Source organism: Mesorhizobium sp. M1D.F.Ca.ET.231.01.1.1 (genome assembly GCF_003999155.2).
Lineage (GTDB): Bacteria > Pseudomonadota > Alphaproteobacteria > Rhizobiales > Rhizobiaceae > Mesorhizobium.
Genome location: NZ_RZOZ02000001.1, coordinates 44041 through 57724 on the forward strand (window position 1 = coordinate 44041; position 13684 = coordinate 57724).

A 13684-nucleotide genomic window follows, 5' to 3' on the forward strand; every position below is an offset into this window, starting at 1 on the left:
AGGCGGCTTTTCATCCTTCCGGCACAGAACTGGGTCTCCAATGCAGATGAGCAAAGGAGCCTCAAATGAATGCCTTGACCCCCACCGTTTCGACGGGACCGCTGCCTGCGTCGCGGAAGATCCACAAGAGCGGCATCCTCCATCCGCAGGTCAGGGTTCCGATGCGCGAGATCGCCGTCCACCCCACCGCCGGCGAGCCGCCGGTGACGGTCTACGATCCGTCGGGCCCCTATACCGACCCGGCGATCGAAACGGACATCGAAAAAGGACTTGCCCGGCTTCGCCAGGACTGGATCGCGGCGCGCGGCGATGTCGAAGCCTATGACGGCCGCCACGTCCGGCCGGAGGACAACGGATTTGCGACGGGCGAACGGCTGACGCCGGAATTTCCCGTCCGCAATCGTCCGCTGCGGGGGAAGGCCGGCAAGGCGGTGACGCAGCTTGCCTATGCACGCGCAGGCATCATCACGCCCGAGATGGAGTTCGTGGCCATACGCGAGAACCTTGGCCGCGAGATGCTGCGGGGCTGGCTGCAACAGGATGGGGAAGCGTTCGGCGCGTCGATACCGGATTTCGTCACCCCGGAATTCGTGCGCGACGAGGTGGCGCGCGGCCGCGCCATCATCCCCGCCAACATCAACCATCCCGAGAGCGAGCCGATGATCATCGGCCGCAACTTCCTGGTGAAGATCAACGCCAATATCGGCAACTCCGCCGTCACCTCCTCGATGGCCGAGGAGGTCGAAAAAATGGTCTGGGCGATCCGCTGGGGCGCCGACACGGTGATGGACCTGTCGACCGGCCGCAACATCCACAACATCCGCGAATGGATCGTGCGCAACGCGCCGGTGCCGATCGGCACGGTGCCGCTCTACCAGGCGCTGGAAAAGGTCGGCGGCATTGCCGAGGATCTGAACTGGGAGGTCTATCGCGACACGCTGATCGAGCAGGCGGAGCAGGGCGTCGACTATTTCACCATCCACGCCGGCGTGCGGCTGCACTACATCCCGCTGACCGTCGACCGGGTCACGGGCATCGTCTCGCGCGGCGGGTCGATCATGGCCAAATGGTGCCTGCACCATCATCGCGAAAGCTTCCTTTACGAGCACTTCGAAGAAATCTGCGACATCGCCAGAGCCTATGACGTCTCCTTTTCGCTCGGCGACGGCCTTCGCCCCGGCTCGATCGCCGACGCGAACGACAAAGCGCAATTCGCCGAACTGGAGACGCTTGGCGAGCTGACCAAGATCGCCTGGGCAAGGGACTGCCAGGTGATGATCGAGGGGCCCGGCCATGTTCCCATGCACAAGATCAAGCAGAACATGGACAAGCAGCTTGCCGTCTGCGGCGAGGCGCCGTTCTACACCCTCGGACCGCTGACGACGGACATCGCGCCCGGCTACGACCACATCACATCCGGCATCGGCGCCGCCATGATCGGCTGGTTCGGCACGGCCATGCTCTGTTACGTGACGCCGAAGGAACATCTCGGCCTGCCGGACCGCAACGACGTTAAGACCGGCGTCATCACCTACAGAATAGCCGCGCATGCGGCAGACCTTGCCAAGGGGCATCCGGCGGCGAAGGTCCGCGACGACGCGCTGTCGCGGGCGCGCTTCGAGTTCCGCTGGGAAGACCAGTTCAACCTGTCGCTCGATCCCGAAACGGCGCGCTCGTTCCACGACGAAACCTTGCCCAAGGAAGCCCACAAAGTGGCGCATTTCTGCTCCATGTGCGGGCCGAAATTCTGCTCCATGCGCATCTCCCACGACATCCGCGCCGAAGCGCAGAAGGAGGGGATGGCGGCGATGGCGGAGAAATACCGCGCCGGCGGCGATCTCTACATGCCGGTCGACGCCAACTCGGCCGAGCCGTCATGAAGGTGCTGGTCAAAGGGGCCGGCGTCGCCGGCCTCACCGCGGCCAATGAGCTCGCCCGCCGCGGCGCGGCGGTCACCGTCGCCGAGGTCCGGCCTCGCCTGGGCGGCAATGCGTCGTGGGCCGCAGGCGGCATGCTGGCGCCATGGTGCGAGCGCGAGAGCGCGGAGCAGCCGGTGCTGGATCTCGGACGCGGCGCCGCCGACTGGTGGGATGCTGTTTTGCCCGGCCAGGCGACACGTGCGGGAACGCTCGTCGTGGCTGCGCCGCGCGATGCAGGCGAGGTCGACCGCTTCGCCAACCGCACCTCGGGCCATCGCTGGCTTGGCGAGGACGACATCGCTGGGCTGGAGCCGGACCTTGCCGGTCGTTTCAGGCGCGGGCTGTTCTTCCCCGGCGAAGCGCATCTCGACCCGCGCCGGGCCATGGCCGCGCTTCATGACAAGCTGGTCGCGATGGGCGTCGACTTCCGTTTCGCAACCGACGGCCAAGGCCTTACGGGCTTCAACTACCAGGTCGACTGCCGGGGGATCGCGGCGGGTGACGCGGCCCTGCGCGGCGTTCGCGGCGAGATGCTGATCCTGCGTATGCCGGATGTCTCGCTGTCTCGCCCCGTCCGGCTGCTGCATCCGCGCTTTCCGCTCTACATCGTGCCGCGCGCCGATCATCATTTCATGGCCGGCGCGACGATGGTCGAAAGCGATGAGGCCGGCCCGGTCACCGTCCGTTCCATGATGGAACTGGCGGGCGCCGCCTTTGCGGTCCATCCGGCCTTCGGCGAGGCGGCGATTGTCGAGATGAGCGCTGGTGTCCGTCCAGCCTTTGCCGACAATTTGCCATGCGTCGAAACGCTCGGCAACGGCGTCGCCATCAACGGGCTTTATCGCCATGGCTTCCTGCTTGCCCCCGCCATGGCGCGGCAGGCGGCCGACATCCTGTTCAATCCCGACAAACGCGTGGGAGCTTGCGCATGAAACTGATCGTCAACGGAGAAGCGCTCGACAGTGCCGCGGCGACGCTGGCGGCGCTGCTTGCCGAGCTTGACTATGAAGGCGATTGGCTGGCGACGGCCGTCAACAGCGACGTCGTGCACAAAGCCAATCGGGTCGAATTTCGATTGAGCGACGGCGACCGGATCGAAATCCTTTCGCCCATGCAGGGAGGCTAGCCATGTTCGACCTTCTCGGAGCGGCGCTGCCTTCGCGCCTGCTGCTCGGCACCGCCCAGTATCCTTCGCCGGCCATCCTGGCCGAAGCGGTCAAGGCGTCGGGCGCCTCGGTGGTGACGGTTTCGCTGCGCCGTGAAATGGCTGGCGGCAGGGGCGGCGAGAAATTCTGGTCGCTGGTCAACTCGCTCGGCGTGAGGATCCTGCCCAACACCGCCGGCTGTCACTCCGTGAAGGAAGCCGTCACGACCGCGAAGATGGCACGCGAAGTCTTCGGCACGTCCTGGATCAAGCTGGAGGTGATCGGCAACCATGACACGCTCCAGCCGGACGTGTTCGGCCTGGTCGAAGCCGCCCGCATCCTGTGCGAGGACGAGTTCACGGTGTTCCCCTATACCACCGACGATCTCGTCGTCGCCGAGCGGCTGCTCGGTGCAGGCTGCAAGGTCCTGATGCCATGGTGCGCGCCGATCGGCTCGGCGCTCGGACCGGTCAACATCATGGCGCTGCGCTCGATGCGTGGACATTTCCCCGACGTGCCGTTGATCGTCGATGCAGGGCTCGGGCGTCCGTCGCACGCGGCAACCGTCATGGAACTCGGATTCGACGCCGTACTCTTGAACACAGCGGTCGCCAAGGCGGCCGACCCGGTCGGCATGGCGCGCGCCTTCAGCAAGGCGGTCGATGCCGGCCGCGAGGCCCTCGGCTCGGGATTGCTCGAGCCGCGCGATGTCGCCGTGCCGTCGACCCCGACAATCGGCAGGGCGGTTTTTTCATGAAGCTCGATCCCTTCTACCTGATCGTCGACAGCGCTCAATGGATGGAGCGGCTGCTGCCGCTCGGCGTCAGATTGGTGCAACTCCGCATCAAGGACATGGAGGAGGAGGGGCTGCGCGCCGAAATCCGCAAGGCGAAGGTCTTGTGCGCCCGACACCATTGCCAGATCATCGTCAACGATCATTGGCGGCTGGCAATCGAGGAGGGCTGCGATTTCATCCATCTCGGCCAGGAGGACCTGCAGGCGGCCGACCTTCCGGCGATACGGGCGGCCGGCATCAGGCTCGGACTAAGCACGCATGATGATGCCGAGCTCGAAACGGCCCTTGCGGCGAGGCCCCACTACGTCGCGCTCGGCCCGGTCTACCCCACGATCCTGAAGAAGATGAAATGGGCGCCGCAGGGACTGGAGAGGATCCGTGCGTGGAAGGGACAGGTCGCGCCTCTCCCGCTGGTTGCTATCGGCGGCCTCAACCCCGAGCGGCTCGACGGCGTTTTCGGGGCCGGCGCCGACAGCGCGGCGGTGGTTACGGACATCACGCTGAATTCCGATCCCGAAGCGCGCACCAGGGAATGGATCGAAAAGACGGATCGATGGCGCTGAACCGGGACCCGCACGTGCTTGTCGTCGGCGGATCGGATTCCAGCGGCGGCGCCGGGATTGCCCGCGATATCGAGACGATCTCCTCGCTCGGCCTGCGGAGCTGTCTTGCCGTTACCGCCGTGACGGTGCAGACGCATGGCGCCGTAAAGGACATCCTTCATCTGCAACCCGGCCTGGTCGCCGATCAGATGCGGGCAGCGTTGCAGGCCAACGAGGTGGCGGCCATCAAGATCGGCATGCTCGCAACGGCGCCGACCATCGCCGCCGTTGCCGTCGTGCTGAGCGAAAATCCGCGGTTGCCGGCAATCCTCGATCCGGTGCTGGCTTCCTCTTCAGGCAGGTCGCTGCTGGAACCGGATGCCGTCGACGTCATGAAACGTGATCTCATGCCGCTTTGCCGCCTGGTTACGCCGAACCTCATTGAGCTGGCGGTGCTGACGGGTTCGCAATTGGCCGTGAACGAGGAAGACATCTTGCGGCAGGGAAGGCGATTGCTTGCGGCCGGGCCGCAGGCGCTGCTGCTCAAGGGCGGCCATGCGGCGGAGGCAAGCTCAACGGACATCCTGTTGAGCTCCGGCCGGGAACCCATCCGCTTCGACATGCCCAGGCTTGCCGCATCGATGCGCGGGACGGGCTGCATGCTGGCCAGCGCGATTGCCGCGCATCTCGCCCGGGCGAATCCGCTGGAGGACAGTGTGCGCGGAGCCAAGCAGCGAGTCTTCGAGAAGCTCATGCAGGCTTCCGCCTAGATTAACTTCGGCGCACAAAGGAATTCCTGATTGGTGGCACCTGGGAAGGCGCGTTCGTTCGTCAGGGTCGCTCGGCTCTTTCGCAATGTCGCAAACAGGCTTCAATCTCCCTACCGCTCCGCCCTATAGTCCCGCCCGCTTTTATCCCTTTGGAGTCGCGGGCAATGGCAGAGTTTCCGAAAAAGGCGAAGGTCGTCATCGTCGGTCTTGGCGGTATCGTCGGCGCGTCGGTCGCCCATCATCTGATCGAGCGCGGCTGGGACGATATCGTCGGCATCGACAAGTCGGGCATCCCGACCGATATCGGCTCGACGGCGCATGCTTCCGATTTCTGCTACACGACCAGCCACGATTTCCTCTCCTGCTGGACGACGCTCTATTCGATCGATTTCTACGAGAAGATGGGCCACTACGCGCGCATCGGCGGCCTCGAAGTCGCGCGTGTCGGCGATGACGGCCGCATGGACGAGATCAAGCGCAAGATCGCTTCGGCCAAAGCCTTCGGCACCCGTGCCCGCCTGATCGAGCCGGCCGAGATCAAGGAAAAGTTCCCGCTGATCGAGGAGCATATGGTGCAGGGCGGACTGTGGGATCCCGATGCCGGCCTCGTCATCCCGCGCTCGCAGACGGTTGCCGGCAAGCTGGTTGACCAGGGCGTTGCCTCGGGCAAGCTCCAGGCCTTCGCCAACACGTCGGCCAAGGAATTGATCGTCGAGAATGGCCGCATCAAGGGCGTGGTGACCGAGCGCGGCACGATCGAGGCCGACTATGTCGTCGTCTGCACCGGCATCTGGGGCCGTTTGACCGCGGCACTGGTCGGCGAGGACCTGCCGGTCATGCCGATCGACCATCCGCTGACCTTCTTCGGCCCCTACAACGAGTTCGCCGGCACCGGCAAGGAGATCGGCTGGCCGCTGCTGCGCGACCAAGGCAACTCGGCCTATATGCGCGACACCGGCGATCCCAAGACCGCCGAGGGCGGGCAGATCGAGTGGGGTTACTACGAGGAGAACAATCCGCGTCTCTGCCACCCGCGCGACCTGCTGGAAAAGGACCAGGCGCGGCTTTCGCCGTCGCAGCGCGACCTCGACATGGAGCAGATCATGGCGCCGCTCGAGCGCGCCATGGAACTGACGCCGATCCTCGGAGAGCTCGGCTACAACGAGGGTCACTCCTTCAACGGCCTGCTGCAGGTCACCACCGACGGCGGCCCGTCCATGGGAGAGAGCCAGAAGGTAAGGGGGCTGTGGTACGCCGTCGCCATCTGGGTCAAGGACGGTCCCGGCATGGGCAAGCTGATCGCCGACTGGATGACCGACGGCCGCACGTCGATCGATCACCACGCCATCGACTATTCGCGCTTCTATCCTCATCAGACGAAGGAACAGTTCATCTGGGATCGCTGCACCGAGACGGCGATGAAGGTCTACAATCCGGCGGTGCATCCGCGCGAGCCCTTCTCCAAGGGCCGCAACATCCGGCGCTCGCCGTTCTGGGAGCGCGAGAAGGAGCTCGGCGGCTATTTCATGGAACTCGGCGGCTGGGAGCGCGCCCACGGCTATGCCGCCAATGAGCATCTCCTGGAAAAATACGGCAACCGCGTGCCGGTGCGCGAGAACGAGTGGGACAATCGCCATTTCTGGCGCGTCTCCAATGCCGAGCATCTGGCGATGAGCGAGGATTGCGGCATCGTCAACCTCTCGCATTTCTCGATGTATGACGTCGAAGGCCCGGACCATGTCGCGCTGCTGGAGTGGCTGTGCGCGGCCAAGATCGGCGGCGACAACAATATCGGCAAGGGCATCTACACCCACTTCCTCGACGAGGAAGGCATGGTGCGCGCCGACTTCACGGTGATCCGCATGGCCGATCGCTGCCGGGTGATCGACGGCGCCGACGCCGGACCGCGAGACTTCCGCTACATGCAGCGTACCGCGCAGGACAAAGGTTTCGACGTCACCGTCACCGACGTGACCGAGAAATACGTCACCATCGGCATCTGGGGGCCGAACGCGCGGGCGACCCTGCAGAAGGTTGTCGAGAACCCCGAGGGCTTGACGCCGGAGAATTTTCCGTTCGCGGCGATCAAGCCGATTCGGATCGGCGGCAAGGATGTGACGGCTTTCCGGATTTCCTATGTCGGCGAGCAGGGATGGGAACTGCATATGCGCTACGAGGACGGGCTCGCCGTCTGGGACGCGCTGCGCTCGACCGGCGTCATGCCGTTCGGCGTCGAGACCTATGCCAACACGCGCCGGATGGAGAAGAGCCTTCGGCTGCAGAACGCCGATCTCTCGACCGAGTACAACCTGCTCGAGGCCGACCTTGCCCGCCCGAAGGTCAAGGAGAACGATTTTTGCGGCAAGGCCAAGCATCTGGAGTATCGCGCCCGCGAGCGCCAGCCGGCGATGCTCTGCACGCTGGTGATGACCGGGAACACTGATTCCAAGGGGGTCGCGCGCTATCCGGTCGGCACCATGCCGGTGCAGGATCCCGCGACCGGCGAGACGCTGGTCGATGAGCTCGGCCGCCGCTCCTTCACCACTTCGGTCGCCTACGGTCCGACCATCGGCAAGAACATCGCGCTTGCCTATCTGCCCTGGGCCTATGCGCAGGAGGGCCGCAAGCTGCAGGTGGAGTATTTTGGCGAGACCTATCCGGTCGAAGTCGCCGGCGTCGGCTACAAGCCGCTCTACGATCCGGAGAATCTCAAGCCGCGCAGTTAATGCATGTCGCCCAAAAAATGCGCAGCGGTTTTGGGACAACGACATGCATCAACACAAAGACTTAAAGCGCGTCGCCTGAATCCGTTTCAGGGCGACGCGCCTTAAGCGCGCGTTTGTCCGGATTGGCAAAGGCCCGGTCGACGCCGGGCCTTTTTGCTTTGTTCATGCCGGATTATCGCATACCGTTGCGTCATGTTCGCTTCCGGTCGAACACGGCATTGGCTTTCGGGCGCCGCTGCGCTGGCGCTGCTCCTCGGCCTGACCGCGGGTTCCACTGCGATAGAGCCGGTCGATGTCGAGTTGGTGCTGGCGGTCGATGTTTCGCTCTCCATGTCGCCGACCGAACTCGAGATCCAGCGCCATGGCTATGCGGCGGCACTGACGCATGACAATGTGCTGAAGGCCATCGCCGACGGCGTCCATGGCAAGATTGCGGTTGCCTATGTCGAGTGGGCCGGGACCAGATGGCAGCGGGTCGTCGTGCCGTGGACGGTGATCGCCAATCGCGCCGATGCCGAACGGGTCGTCGCGCAGATGAACGCGCGTCCGCCGGACAGCGCGCGACGCACCTCCATCTCCGGCGCGCTTGCCTTCGGCAGCGACCTTTTCGCCGAAAGCGGCTTTCAGGGCACCAAGCGCGTCATCGATGTTTCGGGCGACGGACCCAACAACCAAGGCGCGCCGGTCGATATCACGCGCGACGAGGTGGTGAGGCAGGGCATCACCATAAACGGGCTGCCGCTGATGACGCGCGGCGGGTTCAGCGGCTCCTTCGATGTCGACAATCTCGACCGCTACTACAGCGACTGCGTCATCGGCGGGCCCGGCGCCTTCATGATCCCGGTCAACGACTGGACGCAATTCCCGGAAGCGATCCGTCGCAAGCTGGTGCTCGAGCTTGCCAGTCCGGCCTCGCCGCAATGGGCGGCGGAAGAGGCGGCCCATCCGCCGGTCGTGCTGGCCGACGACAAGCCGGCGGCCGATTGCCTGGCCGGTGAGAAGATGTGGCGCAACCGCGGCTGGATGCTGGACAGCCGGTAAAAGCAATCCCAGGAAAAAATACTCGGTACTTTCCGTTTGGAAACTGCCGCCGAGGGTTGGCGGACGCAGGGTTGCTTCCGTGCGCAGCACGATGGCAATGTGCCATGGGGTCGGCGCAACTGGTCGAAGCGACCAAGGAGGAAGTCACAATGAAGGGTTTGGTCATCCTGGCGGCTCTTGCCTCGACAATATTTACCGGCAGCGCCAGCGCCCAGTTCTACGGCGAGGCGGCCTGTGTGCTGTTCGAGAATGCAAACTTCCGCGGACGCTCGCTTGAAATGGGCGCCGACGACTCCGTCAATTTCCGCGGCGGGTTCTGGAACGACCGCGTTTCCTCAGTGCTCGTGCGCCCGGGCTGTACGCTCGTTGCCTATGAAAATTCAGGAAGGCGCGGCCGCTCGATCGAACTCAACCGCAGGGTCCGCAATTTCGGAGACTCCGCCTGGAACGATCGCATCTCGTCCGCGGAATGCTATTGCGACCGATATTGAAGCCGGTCGAAACCCGGCGAGCGGTCGCAACCGGTCGAGCATGCGCGGCTCGCCAGGGGGCGTCCCGCGCGCTGGATCAGACCATCGTCCATGACCGGTCCTGTTTCATTGACAAGCCTTTTGGGCTCTGTGATGCGCTGGACGCAAAAATCGAAGGAAAGAAGTTCTGCTCCGGTTTCCCAGCCAGTGAGTCCAATAGACCAACCGCTTACGCCGCCAGCAACTGCTTGCGGTCGACGCGTTCCTGCTGCGGCGAGCGGGCATAGAGCTCGCGATAGCATTTGGAGAAGTGCGAGGCCGAGACGAAACCGCAGGCCACCGCCACCTCGACCACCGGCATCGACGACTGGATGAGCAGGTGCCTGGCGCGGTCGAGCCGGATCTCCAGATAGTAGCGGGCGGGGGAGCGGCCCATCTCGGTGCGGAACAGGCGCTCGATCTGCCGGCGCGACAGATCGACATGGTCGGCGATCTCGATCAGCGACAGCGGTTCGGAAAGGTTCGCCTCCATCAATTCGATGATGGTCAGCACCTTGGAATTCTGCACGCCCAGGCGGGCGCGCAACGGCAAGCGCTGGCGATCTGTCGGGCTGCGCACGCGGTCGGTCAGCACCTGCTCGCAGACGCGGTTGACGAGGCTCTCGTCGAAATCGTCGCCGATCAGCTTCAGCATCATGTCGAGCGCCGCGGTGCCGCCGGCGCAGGTGTAGACGTTCTGATCGATCTCAAAGAGGTCGGCAAAGACATTGGCCTTCGGGAAGGCCTCCGAAAAGCCGGGCAGGTTCTCCCAATGGATGGCGCAGCGCTTGTTGGACAACAGACCTGCGGCGGCGAGGATGTGGGCGCCGGTGCACAGGCCGCCCACGGCGACGCCGCGGTTGTATTCCTCGCGCAGCCAGGCGAAAGCGGACTTGTTGTGGTAGCGCTCGACATTGACGCCGCTGCAGACGATCGCCATGTTCGGCCTGTCAGACCCGGCCATCTTCCTGCGCTCTTCCTCGAGCGAGGTGTTGACGGCGCATTCGACACCGTTCGAGGCGCGCACCGGCTTGCCGTCGATGCTGGCCAGCCGCCAGCTATAGGCCTCGTAGCCGAGCATCCGGTTGGCCGAACGCAACGGGTCGAGCGCCGTCGCAAAGGCGATCATGGTGAAATCGGGGATGAGGAAGAATACAAACGATCTCTTGATCGGATGCTTTACTGCATTCACGGGGAAACCTCACGCAGCCATGACGCGAACAGAATGTCGCGAACAGCATAGCGTCATCAGGAAATACCATTCTTGTCAATCGAGTAGGCGGCTAAGTGAAGATTAAATTTGCGACACGGGTCGCAATTGGGCAATTGGTCCGAGGCTGGGCCCTCCACCTATGCAACGAAAGCCCGATGAAAATGAAAACGCCGCCGCGGCAAGGCCGGGCGGCGTCGAATTCCATTCTATGCGACGGCAATCAGATGCCGTTCGAAAAACCGGTGTCTCAAGCGACGAAGCCGAGGCGAGCGGCAGCCATGGCGCCGGTCTGGCCGGGCATGGTCTTGGCGAGACGCTGACGCTCGAGAGCGGTCGTCAGGTTCATTTCGCGGCGGGTGAACAGGCGGGCAAAGAGCTTCATCATCATCTCCATTTGGTTGCTCAGACGGGTCGCCTTCGCTTAATGGAGTGGGGCAGCTCGTTGGCTGGCAGTGATATAGGCTTGCTTTGGCGAAAACTAAATCGCAAAAGCGAAGCGCTTGATATGAAAAGCGACATCAATTGCGACATCTTTGGGCAGGATGCCCGAAATTTGCGATTATTTACAATGAATTAAATAGGGAACTGTGTCGCTATGCGAGTGCTTCATATGCGTCATGCAGCGGCCGCATGGCTCGAAAACTCGTTTGAGTGCAAACAAAAAGGCCTGCCGGTCTGACGCCACGGCAGGCCTTCAGCACTTTAGACACACTTAGCTACTTGGCTCCGGCCCAGGTTCCGACGCCGTAGCGCATACCGGTCTTGGCGTCGGCGGCTTCCGGCCAGCCGATATCCTTCTGCAGTTCGATCGGCAGCGCATGGATGGCGCGTTCGGTCTGGTAGCGGGCGCGGGCCGCGCTGAATTCGGTCGCGAGCCGACCGATGGACGACAGGATGGACATTTTCTTTCTCCTCTATGCGAGCAGGTAGGCGCCCGGCTATGCGTTACGTCAGGTCTGTTTCAGCTTCATTTCATGTCGATTGCAGGTCTGTGTCGTGGTCGTTCGATGGCTGCTTTTGGCAGCATCCTGCATCGATCGAGTTGACTATGCGCCCGATGTGATGTTCAATCAAACGAAATGGAATGATTGTTTGCATCAGAAAAATTGAAGGCAAGCTCCAATGAACGCCCCGCTCAACCATCCTCTGCCGCTGCTCGACCTTGACGTGCTGCGCTCTTTCGTGGCGATCGCCGAGACTGGCAGCTTCACCACCGCCGCCAATGCGGTGTTCCGCACGCCCTCGGCCGTCTCCATGCAGATCAAGAAGCTGGAAGACATTCTCGGCCGCTCCGTTTTCGCGCGCGACGCGCGTTCCGTGACGCTGACCACCGATGGCGAGATGCTGCTTGGCTACGCCCGTCGGCTGTTGTCGATCAACCGCGAGGTGGTGTCGAAATTCATCATTCCCGACATCGTCGGCGTGGTCAGGCTCGGCTCTCCTGACGATTATGGCGAGCGCGTGCTGCCGCATGTGCTGAAGCGCTTCGCGCAGTCGCATCCGTCGATCGCGGTCGACGTCACCATCGACCAAAGCATCAATCTGCGCCGGCGCATGGACGATCGCGCGCTCGACATCACGCTGCTCACCAATTCCTACAAGACCAGCGCGCTCGGCGCCGAGGTGCTTTTGACCGAACCGATCGTCTGGGCCGGCGCCAAGGGCGGCTGCGCGCATCTGCGCGAACCGCTGCCGGTGTCGCTTTGGGAAGAGGGCTGCGCCTGGCGGGCCGGCGCCCTGGAAGCGCTCGGGCGCGAGGGCCGCAACTACCGAATCGCGTATATGAGCGCCCACACGGCCGGCCAGCGCGCCGCGATCATGGCCGACCTTGCCGTGGCGCCGCTGCCGAAGTCGTTCCTCGGCGACGAGATGGTGTCGCTTGGCGCGAAGGACGGCATGCCCGACATCGGCACCTACAATCTCGCCATGGTGGTGGCGCCCGATGCCAGCGCGCCGGTGAAGGCCGTCGCCGACCACATCCGCGCGACGTTCGAACTGTTCCGCGAAACCGGCAAGTTCTGAGCTATTCGGCCGCCGGTGCGGCGCTGGCCGCGATAGCGGCTTTTGTCCTGCGCCGTGCGCGGGCGCGCCGTGATCTCGGCTCGCTGGTGAGGAAGTTGACGATGCTGTCACGTGCGCGGCGCGCTTCCGGCATCTCGATCAGCGGCCAGACGTGGAACATGCCTTCTTCGTAGACTACGTCGACCTCGACGCCGGCGCCGCGCGCCCGTTCGGCGAAGATCAGATTGTCGGGGCTGAGCAGGTCGCGCGAGCCGGTGAGCAACAGCGTTTTCGGCAGCACGGAGAGATCGCCGTAGAGCGGGCTGATGCGCCAGTCGGCGCGGTCGATGCCGGCGCTGTAGAGCCGGATCGCCTCGAGCCCGCCGGAAATGCCGAGCCAGGGATCGTTGCGCTCCGCCTCGAACACCTCCGGATTGGACAGCGACATATCGAGGCCGGGCGAGATCAGCACGTGCCGCGACGGTGCGGGAAGGCCTTCCTCGGCGGCCATCATGGTCAGCACCACGGCCATGTTGCCGCCGGCGGAATCGCCCATGAAGACGATATCTGCGGCATCGGTCTCCTCCAGCATGCGCCGGTAGACGTCGCCGACCATGCCGAACATGTCATGGAAATTGTGCTCCGGCGCGATCGGATAGATCGGCACGGTGACGCCGAAACCCAGTCGCTCCACCATCTCGGCGATCAGCACCCAGTGATAAGACGTGATCTGGAAGACGAACGCACCGCCATGCATATAAAGGATGCGCCGGCGCTCGCCGGCCCTTGGTGCGATCTCATAGACAGGAAAGCCGTCGACGCTGGTCTCGGTGATATCCAGCCGTGCCTTGAGCAATACCGGTGGATGGTAGTCCTCGGTCTTGCGCGCGTAGGCGATCCAGCGCTGCAGATTTTCGGGACTGGAAAAGGCCTTCTTACGGCTGTGCCTAAGAATGAACGAGACGACGTGGCTTTTCAAACTGGGCATGCGGATACACGGACTTCGGCAGAGCCGACTAAGA

At 63.7% G+C, this 13684-nt stretch carries 14 protein-coding genes; 11 read left to right on the forward strand and 3 right to left on the reverse strand.

The annotated features are described in order from the left end of the window. Positions 1–65: 65 nt before the first annotated feature. The 9 genes from thiC to EN874_RS00245 all read left to right on the forward strand — a co-directional run bounded on the left by thiC (position 66) and on the right by EN874_RS00245 (position 9430). Positions 66–1880 (forward strand): phosphomethylpyrimidine synthase ThiC, encoded by a 1815-nt coding sequence (gene thiC / locus EN874_RS00205; protein WP_127428276.1) that lies wholly within the window; start codon positions 66–68, stop codon positions 1878–1880. After that, positions 1877–2851: a glycine oxidase ThiO gene (gene thiO, locus EN874_RS00210; RefSeq protein ID WP_127428277.1), complete on the forward strand. Its 975-nt coding sequence runs from the start codon at positions 1877–1879 to the stop codon at positions 2849–2851. The genes thiC and thiO overlap by 4 nt, the downstream gene beginning before the upstream one ends. Beyond that, positions 2848–3045 (forward strand): sulfur carrier protein ThiS, encoded by a 198-nt coding sequence (gene thiS / locus EN874_RS00215; RefSeq protein ID WP_127428278.1) that lies wholly within the window; start codon positions 2848–2850, stop codon positions 3043–3045. Before thiO ends, thiS begins: the two co-directional genes overlap by 4 nt. Positions 3046–3047: 2 nt before the next feature. Then, a complete protein-coding gene (locus tag EN874_RS00220; protein WP_127428279.1) occupies positions 3048–3821 on the forward strand; it encodes a thiazole synthase in 774 nt (257 codons plus the stop codon). Beyond that, positions 3818–4423, forward strand: a complete 606-nt coding sequence (locus EN874_RS00225; RefSeq protein WP_127428280.1) for a thiamine phosphate synthase — start codon at positions 3818–3820, stop codon at positions 4421–4423. The genes EN874_RS00220 and EN874_RS00225 overlap by 4 nt, the downstream gene beginning before the upstream one ends. Beyond that, positions 4414–5172, forward strand: a complete 759-nt coding sequence (locus EN874_RS00230) for a hydroxymethylpyrimidine/phosphomethylpyrimidine kinase (RefSeq protein WP_127428281.1) — start codon at positions 4414–4416, stop codon at positions 5170–5172. Before EN874_RS00225 ends, EN874_RS00230 begins: the two co-directional genes overlap by 10 nt. A 164-nt stretch (positions 5173–5336) precedes the next feature. Continuing rightward, positions 5337–7898 carry an FAD-dependent oxidoreductase gene (locus EN874_RS00235; RefSeq protein ID WP_127428282.1) on the forward strand — a complete coding sequence of 854 codons (2562 nt, stop codon included), beginning with the start codon at positions 5337–5339 and terminating at the stop codon, positions 7896–7898. A 192-nt stretch (positions 7899–8090) separates the two neighbouring features. Next, on the forward strand, positions 8091–8939 hold the full coding sequence (locus EN874_RS00240) for a DUF1194 domain-containing protein (protein WP_127428283.1): 849 nt from the start codon (positions 8091–8093) through the stop codon (positions 8937–8939). A 149-nt stretch (positions 8940–9088) separates the two neighbouring features. Continuing rightward, positions 9089–9430: a peptidase inhibitor family I36 protein gene (locus EN874_RS00245; RefSeq protein ID WP_127428284.1), complete on the forward strand. Its 342-nt coding sequence runs from the start codon at positions 9089–9091 to the stop codon at positions 9428–9430. Positions 9431–9638: 208 nt separating this feature from the next. Here EN874_RS00245 and EN874_RS00250 read toward each other — a convergent pair whose 3' ends face one another. Then, on the reverse strand, positions 9639–10577 hold the full coding sequence (locus EN874_RS00250; protein ID WP_348631716.1) for a GlxA family transcriptional regulator: 939 nt from the start codon (positions 10575–10577) through the stop codon (positions 9639–9641). A 223-nt stretch (positions 10578–10800) separates the two neighbouring features. On the opposite strand from EN874_RS00250, the gene EN874_RS33535 reads away from it, so the two are divergent. Next, a complete protein-coding gene (locus EN874_RS33535; protein ID WP_168247326.1) occupies positions 10801–11238 on the forward strand; it encodes a hypothetical protein in 438 nt (145 codons plus the stop codon). Between the two features lie 139 nt (positions 11239–11377). On the opposite strand, the gene EN874_RS00260 is transcribed toward EN874_RS33535, so the two are convergent. Further along, positions 11378–11563: a hypothetical protein gene (locus EN874_RS00260; RefSeq protein WP_126088674.1), complete on the reverse strand. Its 186-nt coding sequence runs from the start codon at positions 11561–11563 to the stop codon at positions 11378–11380. 220 nt (positions 11564–11783) lie between these two features. Between EN874_RS00260 and EN874_RS00265 the strand changes: the two genes are divergently transcribed. Next, positions 11784–12683, forward strand: coding sequence for a LysR substrate-binding domain-containing protein (locus EN874_RS00265; RefSeq protein WP_127428286.1), 900 nt, complete (start codon positions 11784–11786; stop codon positions 12681–12683). Between the two features lies 1 nt (position 12684). Here the strand turns inward: EN874_RS00265 and EN874_RS00270 are convergent, their stop codons facing one another. Continuing rightward, a complete protein-coding gene (locus EN874_RS00270; RefSeq protein ID WP_127428287.1) occupies positions 12685–13650 on the reverse strand; it encodes an alpha/beta hydrolase in 966 nt (321 codons plus the stop codon). Positions 13651–13684 lie beyond the last annotated feature (34 nt).

Coding starts and splice junctions, on each gene's coding strand:
- thiO (WP_127428277.1), top strand. CDS start 1,877: ATGAAGGTGCTGGTCAAAGGGGCCGGCGTCGCCGGCCTCACCGCGGCC.
- EN874_RS00270 (WP_127428287.1), bottom strand. CDS start 13,650: ATGCCCAGTTTGAAAAGCCACGTCGTCTCGTTCATTCTTAGGCACAGC.
- thiS (WP_127428278.1), top strand. CDS start 2,848: ATGAAACTGATCGTCAACGGAGAAGCGCTCGACAGTGCCGCGGCGACG.
- EN874_RS00230 (WP_127428281.1), top strand. CDS start 4,414: ATGGCGCTGAACCGGGACCCGCACGTGCTTGTCGTCGGCGGATCGGAT.
- EN874_RS00225 (WP_127428280.1), top strand. CDS start 3,818: ATGAAGCTCGATCCCTTCTACCTGATCGTCGACAGCGCTCAATGGATG.
- EN874_RS00240 (WP_127428283.1), top strand. CDS start 8,091: ATGTTCGCTTCCGGTCGAACACGGCATTGGCTTTCGGGCGCCGCTGCG.
- EN874_RS00220 (WP_127428279.1), top strand. CDS start 3,048: ATGTTCGACCTTCTCGGAGCGGCGCTGCCTTCGCGCCTGCTGCTCGGC.
- EN874_RS00260 (WP_126088674.1), bottom strand. CDS start 11,563: ATGTCCATCCTGTCGTCCATCGGTCGGCTCGCGACCGAATTCAGCGCG.
- EN874_RS00265 (WP_127428286.1), top strand. CDS start 11,784: ATGAACGCCCCGCTCAACCATCCTCTGCCGCTGCTCGACCTTGACGTG.
- EN874_RS33535 (WP_168247326.1), top strand. CDS start 10,801: ATGCAACGAAAGCCCGATGAAAATGAAAACGCCGCCGCGGCAAGGCCG.
- EN874_RS00245 (WP_127428284.1), top strand. CDS start 9,089: ATGAAGGGTTTGGTCATCCTGGCGGCTCTTGCCTCGACAATATTTACC.
- EN874_RS00250 (WP_348631716.1), bottom strand. CDS start 10,577: ATGATCGCCTTTGCGACGGCGCTCGACCCGTTGCGTTCGGCCAACCGG.
- EN874_RS00235 (WP_127428282.1), top strand. CDS start 5,337: ATGGCAGAGTTTCCGAAAAAGGCGAAGGTCGTCATCGTCGGTCTTGGC.
- thiC (WP_127428276.1), top strand. CDS start 66: ATGAATGCCTTGACCCCCACCGTTTCGACGGGACCGCTGCCTGCGTCG.